Genomic DNA, 22,704 nt, shown 5'->3' on the forward strand with positions numbered 1-22,704 from the left:
AGCGCCCGAGAGCAAGAGCCGTACAAAATGCTCACGCAGCGAAAAAGGATCTAGACAGGCAAAATAAAGATTCGTTACATTGAAAAATGGTCCCGTGCGCATTCTGCATCAAATCTCGTCAGGCACTCCCGCGTACCTGATCCGATCCTGCTCGTCCCTCGACCCCTGCGAAGGGTCGGAGAGGGCTGCTGCGCGTCGCCGCACGCCGCCGAACGCCCAGCGCGCCCCCAGCGAACCGCGAGCTGCGCACGCGCACCGACCATCGAGCTGGCGAGTGATCTGGCCATCGAACTCGATGCGCCAGACTGCGCTCGTCTCCGCGAACCGTAAGCAGACCGTAAGCCGACGCGAGCAGACGCGAGCAGACGCAAGCCGACGCGAGCAGCCCAAAAGCGTCACCGCACGACCCAAAATTGTCACCGTGCAAATCAATACTTTTCTCGCGCCTGCCGCCAAAAAGATCTGGACATCTCCATCTCTGAGTTGCTAACTTACACACTGTTACCTTGCGCATCCGCTCTCCGATCGAAGCACAAGCACCCGCGTACTTGATCCGATCCTGATCAGCCCGCGGGGGCTCATTCCGACCGGAGCCCGCGAAACCGACCTCGCCTGACCCGTGAGTCATGGTGCCTGCTATCCGGATGACGCTCCAGCAATGGTTCACCCGTGAGGACCTCGAGGAGCTACCAATGAAGCAGTTTGCAATCGCATCTTCTGTCGCGCTCGCCACGCTGTTCATCACCGCCACCAGCCTCGCCAACACGACCGCTCCGTCTCCCACCTGCACCGTGATCAAGCGGGGTGTCCTCGGCGACATCTACAACGCCGAGATCTGGAGCCTCGCCCCGAGCTACCACGTCCCGACCCCGTTCGAGGTCAACACCGGGTACTCCAGCTCGGTCGGAGAGAAGCGCGCCCTGTTCCGCTTCGATCTCAGCCCCATCCCCGCCGGCTCTCTCGTCACGTCGGCCACGTTCTACGCCCAGACGTACACGAGCACCGCCCAGACCGTGTACGTCCACCAGGTGCTCGCCCCCTGGAGCGAGTCGCTCGTCACCTGGAACAACTTCGGCGGCATGGACCCCGCCGCGTTCACCTCGTTCGTGCCCAACGTCACCGGGTGGAGCTCGGTCGATCTCACCGGGATCGTGCAGGACTGGGTGGACGGGACGGCGCCGAGCCACGGGATCCTCCTCGAGGAGGGCGCCAGCGGGAAGACGTCGTACAAGGGCAGCGCCCACACCGATGTGTCTTACCGGCCTCTCCTCGAGGTCTGTTACACCGCGCCGAAGGGCTCGATCGGCGACAAGGTGTGGTTCGACGCCAACGCGGACGGCATCGAGGACACCTCCGAGCTCGGCATCTCTGACGTCGTCGTCGACCTCTTCGGCGACGCGAACTGCGATGGCGTCGCCGACGGCGCCGCGCTCCAGAGTACCGTGACCGGCGCGAACGGCGTCTACCGCTTCACCGAGCTCGAGGCGGGCTGTTACGTCGTCGATGTCGACGACGCGACGCTCCCGCTCGGCCACATCCTGACCAGCGACGACGAGCCGCTCGGCGTGTCCCTCGACGCGGGTGAGAACGTCGCCAACGCCGATTTCGGCTACGTGACGTACTCGTCGATCGGCGACACGGTCTGGCTCGACAGCGACGCCGACGGGCTCTACGAGCCGGAGACCGGCGAGCTCGGCGTCAACGGCGTCCGTGTCGAGCTGTTCCAGGGGGCCCAGCTTGTCGACTTCACGATCACCGGCACGAGCCCCTACACCGGCCAGCCCGGCTTCTACCTCTTCGACACGCTCCCGGCGGGCACCTACTCGGTGGTCGTCACGCCCGACAACTTCATGACGAGCGGTCCGCTCGCCGGACAGGAGCCGACGGCCGACCCCGACGGCGGGCTCGACAACGTGGGCGTTGTCTCGCTCGGCTGGGCACAGGACCTCCTCGACGCGGACTTCGGTTACCAGCTCTCCTGCGGCAACGGCGTTTGCGGCGGTGACGAGAGCTGTTCCAGCTGCGCCGTCGACTGCGGCACCTGCCCGCCGGTCTGCGGCAACGGCACCTGCGAGGCCGGCGAGGACTGCGGGAGCTGCAGCGCCGACTGCGACGTCTGCCCGCCGGTCTGCGGCGACGGCACCTGCGACGCCAGCGAGAGCTGCAGCACCTGCTCGGACGACTGCGGCGCCTGCCCGCCGGTCTGCGGCAACGGCACCTGCGAGGCCGGCGAGGACTGCGGCACCTGCTCGGACGACTGCGGCGCCTGCCCCGCGGTCTGCGGCAACAACGTCTGCGAGAACGGCGAGGACTGCTCGAACTGCACCGGCGACTGCGGCGCTTGCCCCGCGGTCTGCGGCAACGGCGTCATCGAGGCCGGCGAGAACTGCCTCGAGTGCCCGAGCGACGTCGGCGTCTGCCCGCCGGTCTGCGGCAGCGGCGTCTGCGAGGCCGGTGAGACCTGCTCGAGCTGCGCGGCCGACTGCGGCGCCTGCCCGCCGGTCTGCGGCGACGGGGTCTGCAAGGCGGGCGTCGAGAACTGCTCGAGCTGCGCGGCCGACTGCGGCGTCTGCAAGTGCTCCTCCCCCGGCACCGGCTCCCCCGGCTACTGGAAGAACCACGCGAGCGCCTGGAAGATCACGAAGCTGACCATCGGCGGCAAGACCTATACGAAGTCCCAGCTCCTCGACATCATCAGCCGTCCGACCAAGGGTGACGTCACCTACATCATCGCGAAGCACCTCATCGTCGCCAAGCTCAACGTCGGTATCGGCAACCGGTCGAGCTGCATCGAGGACACCATCGCCAAGGCCGACGCCTGGCTCAAGAAGTACCCGCTCGGCAGCAACGTGAAGGACAATTGCAGCAGGAACGCGCCGTGGGTGGCCGGCAAGCCCCTGTCCGAGATGCTCGACAAGTACAACAACGGCTATCTCTGCGCCCCCCACCGCGACGACCTTGACTGCGAGGACAACCGCAACGATCGCGACCATCACCGCGGCTGCGGCCGCTGAGATGTAGACGCGAGCGCCCCCGGGCCAGCGCCCGCTCCAGGCGACCAGCCTGGAGAGCCGCGGTAGCTGGCCCAGCCCCTCCCCGCCTCCCCCCTCCCCTCCGCCGTCGCCCTCCTCACCCCTAGCAGGGGGGCCGCCTCGTACTCAGGACGGAACGTCTCTCGACGCCCGCGGACACCCCCACACCCCCGCATGGGCGTGTTCTGCCCCTCGCGCGACAAATTGCCCCTGCCGTCCCGAAGGGGGGCCCCTGCAGGCGCCGCCTACGCCTCGAACAGCGCCCCGACAACGAGCGGGGTCGAGCCCGTCGAGACCGCTCCACCGCAAGACAGGACAGCATGGCACGGGCGCTGCAAATCCTGCGGGGCTGAGCTCCGAGGACCGCGCTAGACGGTCCAACGACGCAGCGTTGGCGGGCCAGAAGAAGGAGAAGTTGCCATGAACCTGACGGAAAGCTGGATTGGCGATAAGCCCTTGGTCCCGCCTTGCGGCTTGTTCGGCAAAGGTCAGCATATCGTCCTGGCTGAAGACGACGAGGATTTCCGGTCCACCATTGCCATGGCGCTCCGCAGCGACGGGTTCGAGGTGTCCGAGGCGCGAAACGGCCTCGAGCTGCTCGACAAGGTGGCGCCCTGCCTCGGTGGGAACGAGCCCCCGAAGCCGATCGACGCGATCGTCAGCGATATCCAGATGCCCTGCTTCTCGGGGATGGAGATCCTGGAGGGCCTCGCCGAGGTGAGGCGGCGGCCGCCGGTCATCCTGATCACGGCGTTCGGCCACCCGCACCTCCACGCGACCGCGCGCAGCCTGGGCGCCTCGGCCGTCTTCGAGAAGCCGTTCGATCTGGACGATCTCCGCAGCGTGCTGTTCAACCTGAAGGACGCGCCCGGCTTCGACGGCGGTTACTGACGACGACCGACGAGGACTGACGAGGGAGCGCTCCTTCGCGCTCCTCGGCCGCCGCTCAGCCGTCCGGCCGCGGGAGGGGGGTCGCCGCCGCCCAGCGCGCGACACAGCCCCGCTCCTCCTCGGTCATCTCCAGCATGTCCGCCACCATCCCGTCCAGGTGGCGCCGGGCTTCGGCCGGCAGGCCCGCGTTCGCCGGGCCGAGCTCCCGTCCGAGCGCGTCCAGCGCCGCGATCAGGGCGGCTCCCGCCGGCGGGGGCGCAGGGATCGCACGCAGGTGCGCAATCTTCACCTGCGGCATGCCCTCGCGCGCGTCCCGGTGACGCGTGTAATGCCACCAGCGGACGGGAGAGGAGTTGAGGTAACAGAGCAGCGCGAACTCGCTCCAGGTGGCGTCGGAGAAGCCGGCCAGGATCGAGTTGCGGAACGGGAGGCCGTCGCTCAGCGCGGCGATCGGATAGCGGGCGGTCTGACGGATGAGCAGCCGCACCGCCTTCCAGTCCTCGTCCTTCCGGAAGCGGCCCTTCACGCCGGCGCGATCGACGTGGTGGCGCGGCGCGCGCGCGATCAGCTCGCCCACGTCGGTGCCCTCCCGGATGGGGCAGGTGTACGGCGGCTCCGGGGCGTTCGCGCGCCGGATGCGCTCGGCGTCCTCGGCCGTCGTCTGAAACCCGCGCTCGCCGAACAGGGCCGCCGGCAGCGGGGGCAGCGCGCCGAGCCGCTCGAGGAGCCGGCGGGACACGACGTCGAGATCCGAACGCGCGAGCGGCCACGGGGCGGCCTCCGCCGCCCGCGGGGCGGCGGGGGCGAGGCGGGTCGAGAGGAGGCCCATGCAGGGCTGGAACACGCCGTCGAAGGCGTCGCTGCCGAAGCTCGGAAGATCGGAGTCCACGGCGCAGAGCGCGTCGTGCGCGCGCCGCGTCGGGCCGTATCCATCGAGATCCGAGACCGACGTCGGGATGACGAGGCCGAGCCGCCCGCCCGGCCGCAGCAGCGACGCGGCCCGGTGCACGAACAGGCCGTGCAGCGAGCGGTAGCCGTGGAACGCCGGGTTCCTCCGGAGGTGGAGGTGGAAGACCTCGGGCGCGATCGGCTGCGCCGCGCGGCCGACGTACGCGACCCAGGGCGGATTGCCGATCACGGCGTCGAAGCCCGGCTCGGGGCGATCGAAGACGCCGGGGAACGCGAGCTCCCAGTGCAGGAACCGGCGCTCCTCGGCGATGCGCCGCGACAGCGCCGCCCGCGGATCGGCCGGCTCGCGCGCGGCGGCCATGTAGCGCGCGAACGTGGCCGGCGCCGGCGCCAGGGCCGCCAGCTCGCCCGCCGGCGGCCAGAACCACAGGGCCATCCAGGCGTCGAGCGCCGCCTGATCCGCTCCCTCGGCGCCCCCGGGCCCGTCGCGGGGCGCTCTTTCGGCGGCCTCCGGCGGAGCGGCCTCCGGCGGCGCGGCCTCCTGCGGCGCGGCCTCCGGCGGCGCGCCCTCCGGCGGCGGGGGCGCAGGAGCCTGCCGCAGCAGGGCCCGCCGCGTTTGCCGCTCCCCGGGGCCGCGGGGCAGCCTCGCGGCGGACGGGAAGCCGCCGACCTCCGCGCGCTCGGCGCCGATGAGGCTATCGCCGCAGCAAAGCTTGCCGTCGAGGAAGCTCAGCGGGAGGCGCGCGTCCTGCACGACGAGCCACAGCGATAGCCTGGCGAGGTCGACCGCGAGCGGGTCGAGGTCGACGCCGTGCAGACAGCGCTCCGCCACGAGCGCCATGGCGCGAGGGAGCGGCGGCTCGCCGGGGGCGAGGGGCGGCGCCGCGCCGGCGCGCTGCCATGCGTCGACGAGGCGCGCGGCGAGCTGGCGGCATGCCTCCACCAGGAACGCGCCGGACCCCATCGCGGGATCACACACGGCGAGCGCGAGGACATCCGCGGGCGCCGCCGGCCGGCCGTCCCTGTCGAGCAGCGGCGACAGCGTGCGCTCGACGACATGCGACGTGATCTCCCGCGGCGTGTAGTACGAGCCCGCGCGCCGCCGGAGCTGCCCCCGCTGGAGGTAGAGCGCGCCCCGCGCGATCTGGTCCGGCTGCCGCGGGGACGCGCGGCGCGCGAGCGCCTGCGACAGCTCGGCCACGCTGCCAGCCGCGGCGACGCGCGCGGCCGGCCGCGCGCCGAGCTTCAGGTCCGCCACCTCCTCGAGCCGCGCGAGCCGGTCACGGCCGGGGAGGGCGAGGAGCGCCTCCAGATCCACGACGACGTGCGACGGCAAGAGCGCCATCGACTCGCCCTCGGCGATCTCGAGGTCAAAAGCCAGGAGGCCCTCGTAAAGCGTGCCGAGGTGCTCGACCTCGAGCTCGCCGTAGCGCAACGGCACGCCGTCGTGCACGAGGAGCGCCGAGAGCACCCGGTGGAGCGCGCCGTCGCTGAGCCACGGTCTCCCCTCCAGGAAGGGGTGGGCGTCCGGATCGCAGAGGCCGCCGCGCGCGCCCCCGGGGCCGCGATCGCGGAGCGCGCAGAAGAGCGCCGCGATCCTCGCCCACGCGCCGTGGCGGCGCTCGAGGTCGTCTCCCTGCCGTCGCCGTTCTTCCTCGAGATCCTCGAAGAGCCGGGCGAGCGGCGCGCCGCCGCCTTCCACGGCGGCGAGCAGGCCGCGCGCCTCGGCGTAGAGGAGGAAGATGAGCCGCATCAACGCGGACACGAGGCCGGCGCGGAGGCGCCGCCGCCCTTCGGCGGAGCCGGCGCACGCGACGTCGCTGCCCTGCGGATCCGCCGCCTGAAAGCCGCGGAGGACCTCGCCGAGCGCGCCCTGCGCCTGATCGCGGAGCTGCCGCGCCACGCCGTCGGCGGACGGCGCGGATCCATCGAAAGACGCGCCCGTTCGCTTCGCGGCGCCGCGCTGGGCGAAGGCGCCGCCTCGTTCACGGTCGCGGCCCAGGAGGGCGGCGCTGAGCTGAGGGCATTCCGAGGACACGCAGGTTCCGCAACAGCATTGCGGATGGGACCGGGTGCAGGCAAGCGCCCCGGCGCGGCGTCGCGCCGGCCCGCGGCCGGGCGCGCCGCCGCGCGAACGCCGCGCCGGGAGGAACGCCGAGAGAAGACCTCCATGTCCTGCCCCCTTGCGGCGATCTCGGCGCTTGCCGGTGTCGCTCCTCGCGCCGCGCGGCGCCCTGGAGAGGAGTCCTTCCTCGCCTGGAGGTCCTCACCCAGCACGGTTTACCGAGATCCTCGTGAAAGCATCTCTCACACCCGACCACATCGGGGTACGGTTCGTGCCGCATGCTCAAGAATGAATCCTGAGCTGTTCGAACGATACGCACTCGCTCATTCACGCAATTCGCGCTCTGGCTCCGTGGCGCGGCGCGGCGCCCTGCTCGCCGCGCTCCTGCTCGGGATCTCGGCGTGCCACGACGCCGGCGAGACGCCGGTGCAGGAGCCCACCGGCGCGGTCACCGGCGGGATTGACCTCTATTCCGGCATTCCCCAGGACGGCATCGTCCTCGGGGACCCGAGCGCGCCGATAACGCTTGTCGAGTTCTCCGATCTGCGTTGCTCGCATTGCCGGGATTACGGGCTCGAGATCTTGCCGGTGGTCCTCGAACGCCATGTGAGGACGAAGCAGGTGAAGCTCGTATTCCGGAATCTCGCGTTCCTCGGTCCGAGTTCCGTGCAGGCCGCGCGCATGGCTGCCGCGGTCGGGATGCAGGATCGGCTCTTTGATTTCGTCGACCGCTTCTTCCGGCTCCAGGCGCGCGAGCGCCCGATGATCACGGACGAGCTCCTGCTGCGCGTCGCCTCCGAGGTGCCGGGCCTGGACGCAGAGCAGGCGATGGCGCAGCGCGACAGCCCGGAGGTCCTGCAGCAGCTCGAGGCCGCGCGGACCGAGGCGGCGGCTCTCCAGGTCCGGGGCGTGCCGGCGCTGTTCCTGATCCGGGAGGGGCAGGAGCCCCTCCGGCTCCGCCTCACCTCGATGTCGCCGGAGCCGATCTCCCGCGCGATAGAGCAGATCATGCTCGATCCGCAACCGCCCGGGTGAGCCGCCGCGACCGCCGCAACCGCCCGGGTGAGCCGCCGCGACCGCCGCAACCGCCCGGGTGAGCCGCCGCGACCGCCGCGAGCGCCGCGACGAGCGCCGGCGCCTCGCGCGCTTTTTGGTACGCTCGCGCGGGGATGACCGCATCGCCGCTCGTGTTCCCTCCCCGCCCCCCCTCGCTGCGCGGCCGTCGCCGCGAGCTCGCGACGCTCCTGGCGACGGTCCGCGCGTCGCGCCCGACCCGCGTCGCGCTCGTCGGCACCGGCGGCAGCGGCAAGTCCACGCTCGCGTGCGCGCTCGGGCACAAGCTCGCGCGCGAGCTCCCCGGCGGGATCCACTGGTTCCGGGTCGGCGCATGGGACGCGCGCACGCTGCGCGGCATGCTGTCGCTCCGCTTCGGGGCAGGGCCGTCGCCGTCGCTGCCTGCGCTGCGGAGCCGCCTGCGGGCGCTCGGGGAGATGCTGATCGTGCTCGACAACCACGAGCACGACCGCGCCGTCGCCGAGCTGCTCGACGACCTCCGCGACGAGGCGGTGACCTGGGTCATCACGGCGCGGCGCTGCCTCGTCGCCGGCGTCTCCATCTTTCCGGTCATCGCGCCGCTCGTGACCTCGGGGCGGAGCCCCTTCCCCGCGGTCGCCTCGCTGACCCGCCTGCTCCGCTGGAACCCGGTCTCCCTGGAGCTTGCCGACGCGATCGTCGGGAGCGGCGCGGCCGACGTCGCCGAGCTCCACCGGTGGCTCGTGGCGGGCGGCGTCGACCGCGTGCGGGTCATCGATCACGAGGACGACCTCCCCGAGGTCGGCCTGCTCGTCGCGTGGGCTTTCCGCGGGCTCTCGCCGCCGGCGCGGCGGATGCTCGCGGTGCTGGCGCACTCGAACGGCGACCACATCGACGAGGGCTCCCTCGCCGAGCTCGCGCGGGCCGGGCGGCGCGCCGGCGACGCGCTGGCCTCGCTGCGCCGCTTCCGGCTGGTGCAGGAGCCGTTCGCGGGCCGCTTCGCGCTGCACGCGACGGTGCGCCACGCCGTGCTGAAGCGCACGCAGATGGATCAGCGCCGCTTCTTCGAGCATTACATGGCGCTCCTCGAGCGCTCTCCGGAGCGGCTCGACCTCGAGCAGACCCACCTGTTCGCTGCCATGGACTTCGCGCACGACGCCGGGAGCGTCGCGGCCGCGCTCCGCGTGAACGATCTGCTGTCGCGTCTCTCGCTCTGAAGCCCGCGCCGGCTCCGGGAGCCCGGTGCGGGCGCGAGCGTGGATGGGCGATGGGCGATGGGCGATGGGCGATGGGCGATGGGCGATGGGCGATGGGCGATGGGCGATGGGCGCGCGCTCGCCGCTCCTCCCTGCTCGACCCCGCTCGACGTCAGGTCACCGCGGCGCGTCCGGGCCCCCCACCTTCCGGGCCCCCCACGTGCTGGCGGCAGAGATCGACGAGGCGCTTCAGCACCCACTGCCCCGCGGGCCCCTGCACGAGGCCCGGCCTGTGGACCACGGCGAGCGGCAGGACGTGCTCGTCGTCCCCCCACGCCGCCGGCCAGATCCGGACCAGGCGCCCGGCGTTGAGGTCGTCGCGGATCATGTGCTCTGGCAGGTTTCCCCAGCCGAGCCCCGCGCACAGGAGCTCTCGCTTGGTCTGGAGATCCACGACGCGCCAGGTGCGGGGGGACAGGACGGCCTGCTCCGGCGAGCGCCCTCCGCCGCGCTCGCTCAGCACGATCTGCACGTGCTCGCGCAGCTGCTCGGTCGCGACGCGCGCGCCGCGCGGATCTGCGGCGGCGAGCGGGTGTGTCTCGCCGACGACAGGCACCATGCGCACCGAGGTGAGGTGCTGGCGCTCGAGCCCCTGGGCCGTCGCCGTCGGCCCCACGACCCCGAGCTGGCATGTCCCGTCGAGGACGCGATCGGCGACGGCGGCCATGGTCTCGGTGTGGACGACGAGCTCCACGGTGGGGTAGGCGCGCGCGAACTCGACGCAGAGATCGACGAGCGCGGACAGCGGAAAAATGGCGTCGACGCACAGCGAGACGAGCGGGTCGAGGCCGCCCGCGAGCCGCTGCGCTGCGCTGCTGAGCGCGTCCGCGTCGGCGCACACCCGCCGCGCGGCGCCGAGCAGGACGCGGCCGTGCTCCGTGAGCGCCGGGATCCTCGTCGACCGGTCCCAGAGGGCGATCCCGAGCTGGCTCTCCAGGTTGGCCATCGCGTGGCTCACGGCCGACTGGACGCGCCGGAGCTTCCTGGCCGCGGCGGAGAAGCTGCCCTCGTCGGCGACCGCGATGAACGTGCGCAGCTGTTCGAGCGTGATGGAGTCGTGCACCGCGCTTCACCATGCCACGGCGCGGCGCGGCGCGGTTCGGTCGCAGGGTGCGTGCGCGCGTGCGCGCGCATGTCAAAGGTCGCGGGCCCTCTGCGCTGCTGATGTCCCTGAAAGCGGCGCGGCGGCCAGGACAGGCGAGGAGCGTTTTCCCAAGGGGTCTACCCTCCAGCGGGCCCGCGTCGTCCGCGGGAAGGTAGACCCCTTTTTCTCACGCTCCTCGCCTGCCCCGGCCGCCGGCCGCGCGCTCAGCCGAGCGCGCTCGTCACAGCTTGAAGCAGGCCGACCCGCCCGTCAAAGCGCCGGCTTCGCGTTCTTCACGCACTCCACGAAGTAGTCGTGGAACCACTGCCCCGCCTGCGGCGCGCGCGTGTCCGCGTTCTCCTTGCCGCAGAACAGGTCGTAGCGCGGCTGACCCTCCTGGCCCACGCCGTCGGAGTCACCCGGCGGCTTGACCCACACGAAGGCGTCGAGGTTCGTCGCGCCGCCCGGGCTGGCCTTCGGCCGCTCGCCCATGCCCGCGCCCTTGTTGTTGCACCAGTAGCCCCAGTCCGCCCGGATGTTACCGACGCCGTTGCGGCTCGTATCGATGATGAAGTGCTTGTCGCCGAGGCCCTCGGCCGAGAGCGCCGAGGCCATGGCATCGACGTAGTCGAACTCACCGAAGCAGGGATTGTCCTGCTGATCGTAGCTCTCCGCGCTGTAGCTGAGCTGCGTGTAGTTCGCGACGTTGGTCGCGAAGCCGCGGACGCTGGCCGGGCTGCCGGCGGCCTTGATGACCTCGGCGAAGATCTTGGCGCCCTTCTTCTGGTTGTCAGGCCACCCGAGCCAGCCCGAGTGCGCCGCGTCGATGTACTGGTACACGTGCGGCATGTTGAGCTCCTTGAGCGTGTGCGCGACGTTGTCCCGGTAGGACTGCGCCGTCGTCTCGTCGCACCGCTTCCCGCCCAGGTTCGTCGCGATGTTGGGGAGCGAGTCGGGCTCGATGACCGCGGCGATGCGCTGCCCCGAGTGAGCGGCGAGGATCTGCTTGATCGGGGCGATGTACTCTTCTTTGTACCGCTGGGTGCCGTTCTGAGCGAGCTGGAGCTCGCCGTTCGACGCCTCGGCGAAGCAATCGCGGTTCGGAAGGTCGTAGATGACGATGAGCGCAGTGACCGGCTCGCACATCTCGTTCTGGAGCTTGAGCGCCGCGTCGAGGTAGGCCGGGAGCTCCTTGATCGCCTCGATCCGGTCGAGCCAGAACGCCGTCTGGATCTGCTTGACCTTCTCCATCTTCGCCTTCAGGGCCGTATCGGTCACCTGCGCGATCGACGAGTCGACCTTCTTGATGTAACCGGGGTCCACGAACAGGTGCGCGCCCGTGAAGGGGTTGCCGTTCGGAGCCGCGATGTCGACCGCGGGGGAGCAGTTGCCGCCGCCCGCAGCCGCGCTGGTCGTCGGATCGACGGTGCCGCTGCTCGTCGTCGTCGGGTCGACGTTGCCGGTGCTCGTCGTCGTCGGGTCGACGGTGCCGCTGCCCGTCGGGGTGCCCGCGCCCACGCCGCTGCCCGTCGGGGTGCCCGCGCCCACGCCGCTGCCCGTCGGGGTGCCCGCGCCCACGCCGCTGCCCGTCGGGGTGCCCGCGCCCACGCCGCTGCTGCCCCCGCCCGTCCCGCTGGTGTCACCGCCCCCGCCGTCCCCGCACGCCGTGAGCGCGAGGATGACCGCAACCGACGTTGCCAACCCCAGCTGATGCGTCTTCCTTCTCAGCATATTAAGCCTCTCATCACTTCAATGAAGAAACCAGGCCAATTCAACGCGTCAAATAGCGGGCCGAATTTAGACCAATGGCCTCTCTCGGGCAAGGACAAACGACGGCTATTCCACGCCAACGCGGCTGCGTCGCAGTACGCCATGTAGGTATTTTTCCACAAACGCTAGAACGATCGACACCTCTCGACGCGCGTCACGCGTGCGTTTTGCTGCCCTTACCCTGCCCTTCCCGCACGCGATCGCGATCGCGATCGCGTGCGGGTGCGGCGGTTCTGCACGGGGAGAACGCACCGGCCACGGGTTACGGGGGCGTACGCCGTCCATCCAACGCAACGCGCAATCATCACGACTCCACAGCTTGGGTTGGGAGCACGGCTGGGTCCGGATGTGACACGGCAGACGAATAGAAGGGTTTCAGTTCTATTTCCAAGCTTGTCAGTGGCGACAAACTCCGCCTCTCCGAGCGATAACACACACCAGGGCTTCTGCTCGGAGCTCTGCGCCCGGCGTCATGCGAGGTGGCGACGCACAGCGCCATGGAGCGTCCGATGTCGAGGTGCGGAGTGCGCCGCTCGCCGGCGTCGTGCGCCCGGACCTTCCCCCGGCCGAGACGCATGACGTGACAGCAGGCGAGATCGCAAGCCGCCTCCGGCGCGCGTCGCGGGGCGCCGTCGCGGCGCGTTGCCGCCATCGGCCCGTCACGGAGGGCTTTCTGGCCGACCGTCGCCGATCGGTTAGGCTTCCGTCCCCCTTCGTGCAGAGCTGCCCATGCGCTTCGCGGTCTTCTCGCTGATCCTCGCCCTCGTCCTCGGCGTCCTGGGCCTGTACGTGCACCGGCGCGCCTCCAGGCTGCTCGGCCTGGGTGTGCGCGCCCGGCGCGCGCTGGCGTGCCTGTTGGCGGCCGGCATCATCGCCATGATCTCCGCGCGGTTCGGGCGCGGCGCGCTCCCGGACGGCGTGCTCCGCGGCATGGGGCTCGGCGGAAGCACGCTCTCGCTGGGCGTCTTGATCTCCGCGGTCCTGCTCGCCGTCGTGGACCTCGGCCGGCTGATCGCGCGGCTCGGGCGCGCCGCGCTCGGGCGCGCGACGGCGGCCGCGCCCGCGGACCGCGGGACGGCCCGCGCCGCCGGCGCCGCGCCCAGCCCCGCGGAGCGAGGGGCGCAGGAGGACGGCGGCCCCGCGGCCCTGCCGCTCCCGCCGCCGGTCGAGCTGCCGACGCTCGCCCGCCGCGACTTCCTCGCGACCGGGGCCGCTGGCTCCGCCTTCCTCATCGGCGGCGGAAGCGCTGTGTATGGCGCGCTGCTCGGGCGACACGACTACACAATCGAAGAGGTCGCCATCCCGATACCGGGCCTGCCGCGGAGCCTGGACGGGTTCACCATCGTGCAGCTGTCCGACATCCACCTCGGGCTGTTCGTCGGCGAGCCGGAGATGCGCGCCGCCGAGGATCTCGTGCGCGAGGCCCGCGGCGATCTCGTCGTGATGACGGGTGATCTCGTCGATTTCGATCCGAGGTACGCCGAGCACCTCGGGCGCCTCACGCGGAGGCTCGGCCCGCTCGCCCGGCATGGCGTCGCGGCGATCCCGGGCAACCACGACCACTTCGCCGGCATCGACGCGGCGCTGGGCGCGCTGGAGCGCGGCGGCGCCCGGGTGCTGAGCAACCGCGGGTGCGTCGTGGGTGGGCCCGGCGGCGCCTTCGCGCTGCTCGGCGTCGACGATGTGTGGGCGCGAGGGCGAGTCCCCGGCGGCGGTCCGGACCTCGGCCGGGCGCTCGCGGACGTGCCCCGCGATCTGCCGCGCGTGCTGCTCTGCCACAACCCGGTGTTCTTCCCGGACGCGGCCGGAGAGGTGGCCCTGCAGCTCAGCGGCCACACCCACGGAGGCCAGATCAACCTCCTCGTGCGGCCCGCCGATCTGGTGCTCCCCCACGGCTACGTCGCCGGGCTCTACCAGCGTGGCGGTTCGCATCTCTACATCAACCGCGGCTTCGGCACCGCCGGGCCGCCCGCCCGCGTCGGCGCGCCGCCCGAGGTGAGCCGTATCGTCCTCGTCGCCGCCTGACGTCACGCCCGACGCCGTCCGCGTCGAGCTCGCGTGGCGCCGGCGAGCGGGCGGTCGAGCCCGGCGTCGATCTGCGGAGAGCCGCCGCGATCTCCCGGGCGCTCGAAGGTCTCCGGGAGTGGCGTGTTCTCCGGTTCTTGATTCCCGTGCTGAGGGTGTTCACCCTCCGACGTGCGATGAGCGCAACACGTGCGGCCCGTACGACACGCGCGAACCGTGAGGCGCGCGCGCCTCGCGCGATGCGTGCGGCACGTCGACACGCGCTGAGCGCCCCGGGCCCCCGGCGGGCGCTCCTCCTCGGGATCGCGCTCGCGATCGGCGCCGAGGGGTGCGCGCGAGCGCCGCTCGCCGCGCCTCTCGGCCGTGTCGGCCGCAGCGATCCGCCCGCCGCCCGGCAGGAGCGCGGGCGCGGGTTGGAGAGCGCGCCCCAGCCTGCGCCGGAGCCGCCGCCGGCCGCGGACGAGCCCGAGCTCATCGCGCTCGAGGTCCCGGACTTCGGCCCCGCGGTGGTCGTGACGCCGCGAGGCAAGGGGCCGCGTCCCCTGCTCGTGGTCGCGCACGGCGCGGGCGATCGGCCCGAATGGCACTGCGACATCTGGCGCGGGATCGTGAGGGGGGCCGGCTTCGTGCTCTGCCCGCGCGGCAAGCCGATCGACGTCCGGGCGCCGGACGCCGGGCGGATCTTCTACTACCCGGACCATCACGCGCTGAGCCGCGAGGTCGCCGCGGCGGTCTCGGCGCTGTCGGCGCGCTTCGGCGATCGGGTGGATCTCCGCGACCCGATCTATGCGGGGTACTCGCAGGGGGCGATCATGGGCGCGCTGCTCCTGCCCGGGCATCCCGCCCGCTTCGCGCGGGCGGCGCTGATCGAGGGTGGATACGGCAGCTTCGACGAGTGGACGCCCGGCGCCGCCCGGCGCTTTCGCGGCGGCGGCGGGGCGCGGGTGCTCCTCGCGTGCGGGCGGGCCGACTGCGCGGCGCAGGCGCGCAAGACGCGGGAGGTCCTCGAGCGCGGCGGCGTCACGGCGCGCGTCGTCCACGCCGTGGGCGCCGGCCACAGCTACGGCGGCCTGATGGAACGCGCGCTCCACGAGGCGTACCCGTGGGTCGTCGAGGGCGATCCCCGCTGGCTCGACGGCGAGGCCGCGCCGACCGGCGAGGCCTCGACGCCCGCGGACGCTGCCGCGCCGACCGGCGGGGCCGGCGCCCGCTCAGCAGGACGCGGCGGCGATGCTGCGCGCGCGCTCGGCCAGCCCCTGGACGACGGAGTGGAAGCTCCGCAGCTGCCTCACCTTGCCCTCGCCGAAGCGCCGCTCGATGCCGCGCCGGAGCGCCGGCACCCTGGCGGTCCCGCCCGTGCAGCACACGACGTCGATGCCGTCGAACGACAGGCCCGCGTCCGCCACCGTCCGGTCGAGCGCTCCGAGGACGGCGTCGATCTGCCGCTCGCTCCCGGCCTCGAACTCCTCCCGGGCGATGCGCTCGCGGATGTGCATCGACGGGTAATCGAAGCGGAACTCCGTGGCCGCCTCGCCGGACAGCGCGCACTTGCTGCGCTCGATCTCCTCGAAGAGCCGGAAGGCCAGCGAGTCCTCCACGAGGCAGAGCAGGTGGTCCATGCGCTGCCGATCCTCGGGCCCGAGCGACCACGCCTTCACGTCGCGGAGGAAGGTGAGGACGTCGCGGTGCTGGAGCACCGTCATGTCGGCCGGTGAGCAGAGCTTCTCGGCGATGGATCGCGGCATGGTCAGCTGGTTCGAGCCGAGCGGGACGCGGTAGGTGACCTCCGCGCCGAAGTGGCGGGCGATCTTGTGGCGCATGAGGCTGCCGTCGAGCGCGTCTCCCGCGACCGAGACGCCGCCGAGCGACAGCACGTCGGACGGCGAGAACCCCTCCGGCCGCATCCGGACGATCGTGTAATCGGAGGTGCCGCCGCCGAAGTCGGCGACGAGGACGACGGCCCCGCGATCGAGCTCCAGGTGGAAGTCGTGCGCGGCGGCGACCGGCTCGGGGCAGAACGAGACCTCGCGGAAGCCCGCGATGCGCGCCGCCCGCTCGAGGCGCTCCTCGGCGAGGCGATCGTCGGCCGGCTCGGCCGAGAACTTCGCCGGCCTGCCCAGCACGACGCGCGCGACGTCGGCGTCGAAGTGGCGGTTCGCCTGCTCGCGCATCTCCCGGAGGAAGCGGCCGATCAGGTCCTCGATGGTCACGACCCGGTGCCCGATCTGCGTGCCGGAGAAGCTGCGATCGGGGAGGTATTTCTTGATCGAGCGGATGAAGCGGCCCTGCATGCCGTTCGCGACGAAGTCGCTGATCGCCGCCGCGCCGCAGGAGAACCGCTCCTGCCCGAAGAACAAGAGGCTCCGGAGGACGGTCGGATCGGCCGCCGCGGCGTCGAGCGGGATGGGCGGGCAGGTCGCCTCCGCGCTGGCTGCCGAGAGCAGCGAGTTGGAGGTACCGAAATCGACGGCATACACCTCGGGCCTGAATCGTGCGGACATGATCTCGCCTCCTCGTGGGGTGCTTCGCGGGCACGCGGATCTGGCCGAGAGAGCCACCTATTTACAAGCTATCGAATGCATGAAAGAATGGTGACGGGCTCGCGGGATGACCAGAATTTGCGAGCCCCGCCCGCGTTGCTACGACACGCGGGTCACGCGCCGCAGCGCCACGGTGAGCGCGACGAGCGCGATCAGGGTCGGCACGGCGATCACCCCGACGTCGACCCAGCCGAGCCACTCGGCCGGGTCGAGGCCCAGGGTGGGGATCGGCAGCGCGAACGCGTTGTAGGCGGCGGCGCCGAGCGCGAGGACGCCGCACGAGACGAACAGCCACACGAGCGCGCCCAGCAGGCCGTGGCCGAGGCGCTCCATGGCCGGCGCGCTCCGCCAGCGGCCGACGAGCACCCGGAGGGTGGCGACGAAGGCGATGAGGGCCAGCGCTCCCGCGGCGCCCGCGGCGAGGAGGACCTCGCTCTGGCTGAGCGCCCGCCGCTCGGTGATGCCGTAGACCCTGCGGAGGACCATCGCGGCGCTGGTGAAGACGGCCGCGCCCGCGGCGAGGCTCACGGCGATGGACAGCAGCGACGCGACGGGGCGAGCGCGCCGCGCCTTGCGCGTCACGTCGTCCGCGGTCTGGCCCTGGGCGTTCGGGATGACGACCGTGGCCCGCTCGTCGTTCGGGGCGCCTTCGGTCACGGCGACGCCCACGCCGAGCGCGCGGGAAGGCGCGAGCGGATCCTGCAGATCGAAGTCCGCGAGCAGGCGATCGAGCTCCTGAGCGGACGGCGGCCGGTCCTCGCGCGCCCGGGCCATGGCGCGCTGGATCAGCGCCTCGAGCCCCTCGGGGATGGTCTTGTCGATGTCGCGCGGGCGCCGAGGGTCCTCGGTGAGCAGGCGGAGCATGGTCCGCGTCGGCTCCTCCTCGGGGAAGGGCCGCTCGCCGGTCAGCATGCGGTACAGCACGGCGCCGACCGCGTAGATGTCCGCGCGCGAGTCGACGTCGGCCGAGCCGCGCGCCTGCTCCGGCGCCATGTACTGGGGCGTGCCGACCACCGAGCCGGTGCGCGTGAGGTCGGCGCCGTCGAGCACCTTGGCGACCCCGAAATCGAGGATCTTCACGTGGACGCTGCCCCCTTCGCGCCGGACGAGGAACAGGTTCGACGGCTTGAGGTCGCGGTGGACGACGCCGGTCGCGTGGGCCGCGGCCAGGCCGCGGCAGACCTGGCGCGAGATCGTGATGGCGGTGGGGAGCGGCAGCTTGCCGACCTGGTCGAGGAAGGCGCCGAGGTCCTCGCCCTTGAGCAGCTCGGTCACCATGCACGGGCGCCCGTCCTTGAGGCGGACGATGTCGACGACGTCGATCACGTGCTCGTTGCCCACGCGCGCGATCGTCTGCGCCTCGCGCTCGAAGCGCGCCATCGCCTCCCGGTGGCTGGCGAAGTGCTCGTGCGGCACCTTGACGGCGAAGCGCTTCGGCAGGCGGATGTGCTCGGCGACGTACACGCGGCCCATGCCGCCCGCGCCGATCACGCCGGTGATGCAGAAGCTCCCCGCGAGCAGCTCGCCGACCATCGGGTCGGTCGCGGTCACGCCCTGGAGCTCCAGGGCCGTCGCGTCGATGGGGCAGACGAGGAAGTCGAGCGGGTACCGGACGCCGCACACGGGACAGCGTCGGGTGGGCCTCTCCGGGGGTACCTGTTGCCGTGCCTGGTCCGGGGCGGCTTGCCTGGCTAGGTCGGCCATCGACGGCGAGTCTAGTCGAGAAGCGGGTTCCGAGCGCGACGGATCGGCCCCCGGGCTGGCGCAGGGCGACGCCGGAGAGGTCCGCCGGCTGCCGCGCGGCGGCCTGGCGGCGTCCGCGGCGCGTCCCGGTGTCACGCGGGCATGGGCTGGAGGCCCACCTGGCCGGGCCTCATCATGTCGATGCCCACCCGTGGGGAGCTGTCGCTTTCGCTGGCTGCGCCGATGGGCGGGTGGTCCCGGACCAGCGAGCGACAGCGGAGCTCCGTGCCCACACGACACGCGCCGCGATCTGCGCGTGATCCGAGCGGGCCTGATCGCCGTGAAGGTGGAAGTCTTCAATTCGGCATTCTTGGAGAAATATTGAACAGGGAGGCGGGGAGACGGGGAGATTGATGGGATTAACTTCTTCTTCTCCCCGACTCCCCGACTCCCCGACTCCCTGTGAATTTTCCCGGACTATTCGAGGGGATGCTTCAGGAGCAGGCCACCTCGGCGCTCAGGCAGGGCCCGAGCCCTCTGCGGGCGCGGCTTCAGCTCGCGCATAACGTGACGAGCGCGACGAAGGAAGCTTGAGGCGCGAGCGTTGTGCTGATGGGCCCGCTGGGTTATAGCGAGCTTCGATGGCATCTTATCACGGCGCCCCGACCGACGTCGCCTCGGTCCTTCGCCAGGTTCGCAGGCCCAGGCGGGCGGTCGTCACCGCAGGCATGCCCTACGCCAACGGGATGTTGCACCTTGGGCACCTCGCGGGGGCGCACGTCCCTGCGGACATCCACGCGCGGTGGCTGGGCCTCGTCATCGGCCGCGAGAACGTCCTCTTCGTCTGCGGCACCGATGATCACGGCTCCGCCAGCCAGATCGCGGCGCGCCAGGCCGGGGTGCCGATACGCGAGTTCATCGACGGCATCCACGAGAAGCAGCGCTCGAGCCTCCGGCGGTATGACATCGATCTCGATATCTACTCGGGGACCTCGCGGCCGGAGTGCTTCCCGATTCAGCAGGAGCTCGCGCACCGCTTCCTCCGGCGCCTGCACGACAACGGCCTGCTGGAGAAGCGCACGAGCAGCCAGTGGTTCGATCCGGAGCTCCAGTGCTTCCTCCCCGACCGCTTCGTGCGCGGGCGCTGCCCCAACCCGAAGTGCGACAACGGAGACGCGTACAGCGACGAGTGCGATCGCTGCGGTCACCAGCACTCGCCCTCGGAGCTCGGCAGTCCGCGCAGCGCGCTCAGCAACGCCACGCCGGTGATGCGCGACACCGCGCACTGGTGGCTCGACATGTGGGCCGTGTCCGAGACGCTCCGGGGCTGGATCCAGGGCAAGCAGGGCGCGTGGCGCCCGGCGGTGCTCGCGGACGTGCTGAACACCGTGATGCCTTCGCTCCGCTTCGAGGCCGAGCTCACCCCGACGTACAAGGAGATCAAGGCGTCGCTGCCGAAGCACAAGGCGAAGTTCACGCAGGATCGCAAGGTCCTGCTGCAGCTCGGCAGCAAGCCGGAGATGGAGGAGGCGCGCGCCGCCCTGGCGCGCCATGGCGTCCCCAGCGAGCCCGTCGAGGACTGGGCTCACCGCGCCATCACCCGCGACGTCGCCTGGGGGCTCTCCTTGCCGGTGGATCTCGATCCGGAGCTCTGCGGCAAGACGCTCTATGTCTGGCCCGACTCGTTGATAGCGCCCATCGCCTTCTCGCAGGTCGCGCTCGCCCGGAGGGGCGTCGATCCGGCGCGGTACGTGGACTTCTGGTGCGATCCGGAGGCCAGGATCTACCAGTTCCTCGGCCAGGACAACGTCTTCTTCTACGTGCTCATGCAGGGCGCGATGTGGCTCGGTGCGCAGCCCGATCCGCGCCGGCTGCCGGCGCCCGGCGAGCTGCAGCTCACCGACGTCCTCGGGTGCTTCCACCTGCTCGTCGGGGGCGACAAGATGAGCAAGTCGCGCGGTAACTTCTTCACCGCCGATCAGCTCCTCGACGAGAAGGGGTATTCAGCGGACCAGATCCGTTATTACCTGGCGCTGCTCGGCCTCGCGGAGAAGCCGTCGAACTTCGATTTCGCCAAGCTCGACGAGCGCAACCGGTTCCTCGCCGGGCCGCTCAACGCGGCGTTCGAGCGGCCCATCTCGGCGGCGCACTCGAAGTTCGATGGGCGCGTGCCCCACGGCGCGCTGCTCGACAAGGTCGCCTCGGACACCCTGCGCATCGTCCAGCGCTACGTGCGCGCGATGGATCGCGCCGACTACCCGACGCTGCTCTTCGAGATCGAGAACTACGCGCGCGTCATCAACAGCCTCTTCGCGCAGTTCAAGCCGCACGACGATCGGCACCCGGAGGAGGGCCGCCGCGACGCCCTCTTCTCCTCGTTCTACGTGCTCAAGAACCTGATGATCATGCTCTACCCGTTCGTCCCGACCACGATGGATCGCCTGCGGGAGTCGCTCCGGCTCCCGCCGGAGGTCTTCCGCCTCGAGGAGCTCGGCACCCCCATCCCCGCCGGGCACGCCATCGGTCCCAAGCAGGTCTACTTCCCGCCGGTGCCGGAGGAATAGCTCCGCGTGTCAGAAGTCCCGCCAGAAACGCCGGTCGATGGCGAGTGGCCGCTGGAACCCAGCACCCACCGGAGCGGGCAGGGCACCCGGAGCAGGGTGGGCTGCCGGTGCCGGCGCTCGATCAGCGCGAGGCCTCGCTCCGTTCGATGCTCAGCTCAGGATGGTTCGCCTGGATCCATGCGAGCGCCTGCTCGATCACCGCAAGTTCGTCCGCGTAGAGGATGCAGGGGGACACGCAGAACTCGAGGTAGGCGGGCGTCGACCAGATCACCAGGTCATCGCTCGTCCAGAACGACTGCGTCCGGTCGCTGAGCTCGGGCGCGCGCGGGACGCCGAGAGCCCGCGCCAGCGCCTCGCCCACGTCCTCGGAGAGGCTCGCGCGATGGCGGGCCGGCCACCCCGGGATCACGTCCGGAGCCTCGTGCCCCAGGGCGAACCGCTCCAGGAAGATGCGCCACGAATCGGCGAAGACGAAGCGCTCCACCGCCCCGTCGTCGGCGACGATCGCTCCGTCGGCGGCCATGAAGTACAGGCCCTTGGAGAAGGCGCCGATCGGCACCAGCCCGTCGCGGGGCAGGACGCCGCCCTCGAGCTCGAGCGCAGGGCCCAGCCAGTAGAGCTCGCCCTGGTCGCGGGAGACACAGAGGCCGCCCGCGTGCTGCTCGAACGCGAGCAGCGGCTCGCTGGCTGCGACGCCGTGAGGCGCGAGCAGCTCCGCGAGGCGGGCGCGCGAGGCGGTGCGCTGCGGATCCCGGAGCACCCCCCGCGCGCGCAGGGCGTTCACCGCGCGGTCCGTGAGCACGCCCCGGAACCCCTCGGCGGCGAGCATCCATCGCGTGTGCGCGAGGCGGTCGCCCGCCGGCGGGAGTTCGTGGCGCTCGAGCACACGCCCGCCGAAGTCGCGCTCCTGGACGAGCGATACGCCTGATGCGGTGCGCTCGATGCGCAGCGCTCCCCGTTGCTCGGGCCTGTCCAGGCCGACGGGCACGAGCCCGCTGCTCGCCGGCGCGGGGGCTTCGCCCGGATCGCGGAGAGTTACGGTGACCTCGTCGCAGGCGATCGCCGCGACCGCCGGCGAGCCCGCGAGCGCTTCGACCGCCCGGGCGAGCCGCTCGACCGACCTGGCGAAGACGAGCGTCCGGTCCGGCGCGGCGCCCGAGGGATGCCCGTCGAGGAGGACCAGATCCTCGGCGTCCCAGACCGTGTGGTAGGCGTCACTCGCGGCCGCCACGAGCCGGGCGCCGAGCGCCTCCGCGAGCCGAGCGCCAGCGCGGGGGCGGGCTTCGAGGCGCAGGTGGTGGAGGCCGCGCTGCGCGATGTCGAGGAAGCGCGCGAGCTTCTCGACCAGGATCACGGGGGACCCCGCATAGGGCAGCAGCAAATCGCCCGCCTTCCTCGAGAAGTCTCGGACCGAGATGGTGCCGTCCTCGGCCACGAAGAAATCGACCATGCCCTGGGCGCGTTCCGCGCGGTCGTGAGAGACGTCCAGGTACGGATCGAGCCCCGCGAATGCTGCGAAAGGCGTGCTGATCCCGATGGGCCAACAGCCGGCGCGAGACAGCGCCCTCATCATATTGCGTTCCAGCAGCGCCGCTGGGCCGAGGAGGATCTCCCACCAATCTCGCGAGGGGGGACCGAAGGAACCGCCGCTCGCGAGCTCCAGCGGGTCCCGCGCGCGATCCGAGCCGGCGAAGCCGCCGATCGCAGCCTCGGCGGCGAACAGCGCCTCGTGGGTGGGAAGCCCGCGAAGGCGCAGCAACTTTTCCAGCTGTTCGCGTCCGGCACGACGCGCCTCGCTGCGGACGATGCCACGACGGGCGAGGGTCTCGATGGCAAAGGGGGAAATCTCCATG

12 protein-coding genes are annotated in these 22,704 nt (G+C 71.6%); 6 read left to right on the forward strand and 6 right to left on the reverse strand.

Annotation, left to right across the window (positions count from 1 at the left end; translation table 11 throughout):
• Positions 1–692: 692 nt before the first annotated feature.
• Both WMF46_RS43325 and WMF46_RS43330 read left to right on the forward strand, forming a co-directional pair.
• The gene (locus WMF46_RS43325) at positions 693–3,014 is read left to right on the forward strand and encodes an SdrD B-like domain-containing protein (protein WP_437982572.1); all 2,322 of its coding nucleotides are present in this window, start codon (positions 693–695) and stop codon (positions 3,012–3,014) included.
• A gap of 438 nt (positions 3,015–3,452) precedes the next feature.
• Positions 3,453–3,923 (forward strand): response regulator, encoded by a 471-nt coding sequence (locus tag WMF46_RS43330; RefSeq protein WP_437295895.1) that lies wholly within the window; start codon positions 3,453–3,455, stop codon positions 3,921–3,923.
• Between the two features lie 55 nt (positions 3,924–3,978).
• On the opposite strand, the gene WMF46_RS43335 is transcribed toward WMF46_RS43330, so the two are convergent.
• The gene (locus WMF46_RS43335) at positions 3,979–6,870 is read right to left on the reverse strand and encodes an Eco57I restriction-modification methylase domain-containing protein (RefSeq protein WP_437982573.1); all 2,892 of its coding nucleotides are present in this window, start codon (positions 6,868–6,870) and stop codon (positions 3,979–3,981) included.
• A gap of 378 nt (positions 6,871–7,248) precedes the next feature.
• Between WMF46_RS43335 and WMF46_RS43340 the strand changes: the two genes are divergently transcribed.
• Both WMF46_RS43340 and WMF46_RS43345 read left to right on the forward strand, forming a co-directional pair.
• The gene (locus WMF46_RS43340; RefSeq protein ID WP_437982574.1) at positions 7,249–7,932 is read left to right on the forward strand and encodes a thioredoxin domain-containing protein; all 684 of its coding nucleotides are present in this window, start codon (positions 7,249–7,251) and stop codon (positions 7,930–7,932) included.
• Between the two features lie 134 nt (positions 7,933–8,066).
• Complete coding sequence (locus tag WMF46_RS43345) at positions 8,067–9,146, forward strand: hypothetical protein (RefSeq protein WP_437295898.1); 1,080 nt, start codon at positions 8,067–8,069, stop codon at positions 9,144–9,146.
• 151 nt (positions 9,147–9,297) lie between these two features.
• Here WMF46_RS43345 and WMF46_RS43350 read toward each other — a convergent pair whose 3' ends face one another.
• Together WMF46_RS43350 and WMF46_RS43355 are read right to left on the reverse strand one after the other, a co-directional pair.
• Positions 9,298–10,248: a LysR family transcriptional regulator gene (locus WMF46_RS43350; RefSeq protein ID WP_437982575.1), complete on the reverse strand. Its 951-nt coding sequence runs from the start codon at positions 10,246–10,248 to the stop codon at positions 9,298–9,300.
• 291 nt (positions 10,249–10,539) lie between these two features.
• Positions 10,540–11,970 (reverse strand): glycoside hydrolase family 6 protein, encoded by a 1,431-nt coding sequence (locus tag WMF46_RS43355; protein WP_437982576.1) that lies wholly within the window; start codon positions 11,968–11,970, stop codon positions 10,540–10,542.
• 798 nt (positions 11,971–12,768) lie between these two features.
• Between WMF46_RS43355 and WMF46_RS43360 the strand changes: the two genes are divergently transcribed.
• Positions 12,769–14,064: a metallophosphoesterase gene (locus tag WMF46_RS43360; protein ID WP_437982577.1), complete on the forward strand. Its 1,296-nt coding sequence runs from the start codon at positions 12,769–12,771 to the stop codon at positions 14,062–14,064.
• Positions 14,065–15,275: 1,211 nt separating this feature from the next.
• Here WMF46_RS43360 and WMF46_RS43365 read toward each other — a convergent pair.
• Together WMF46_RS43365 and WMF46_RS43370 are read right to left on the reverse strand one after the other, a co-directional pair.
• Complete coding sequence (locus WMF46_RS43365) at positions 15,276–16,565, reverse strand: Hsp70 family protein (RefSeq protein WP_437982578.1); 1,290 nt, start codon at positions 16,563–16,565, stop codon at positions 15,276–15,278.
• A gap of 138 nt (positions 16,566–16,703) precedes the next feature.
• Positions 16,704–18,227: a serine/threonine-protein kinase gene (locus WMF46_RS43370; protein ID WP_437982579.1), complete on the reverse strand. Its 1,524-nt coding sequence runs from the start codon at positions 18,225–18,227 to the stop codon at positions 16,704–16,706.
• 701 nt (positions 18,228–18,928) lie between these two features.
• Between WMF46_RS43370 and WMF46_RS43375 the strand changes: the two genes are divergently transcribed.
• Positions 18,929–20,851, forward strand: coding sequence for a methionine--tRNA ligase (locus WMF46_RS43375; protein WP_437982580.1), 1,923 nt, complete (start codon positions 18,929–18,931; stop codon positions 20,849–20,851).
• Between the two features lie 121 nt (positions 20,852–20,972).
• On the opposite strand, the gene WMF46_RS43380 is transcribed toward WMF46_RS43375, so the two are convergent.
• Positions 20,973–22,610, reverse strand: coding sequence for a hypothetical protein (locus WMF46_RS43380; RefSeq protein ID WP_437982581.1), 1,638 nt, complete (start codon positions 22,608–22,610; stop codon positions 20,973–20,975).
• Positions 22,611–22,704 lie beyond the last annotated feature (94 nt).

It is taken from the genome of Sorangium sp. So ce117 (assembly GCF_051524395.1).
In the GTDB taxonomy this organism is placed as follows: domain Bacteria; phylum Myxococcota_A; class Polyangia; order Polyangiales; family Polyangiaceae; genus Sorangium; species Sorangium cellulosum_B.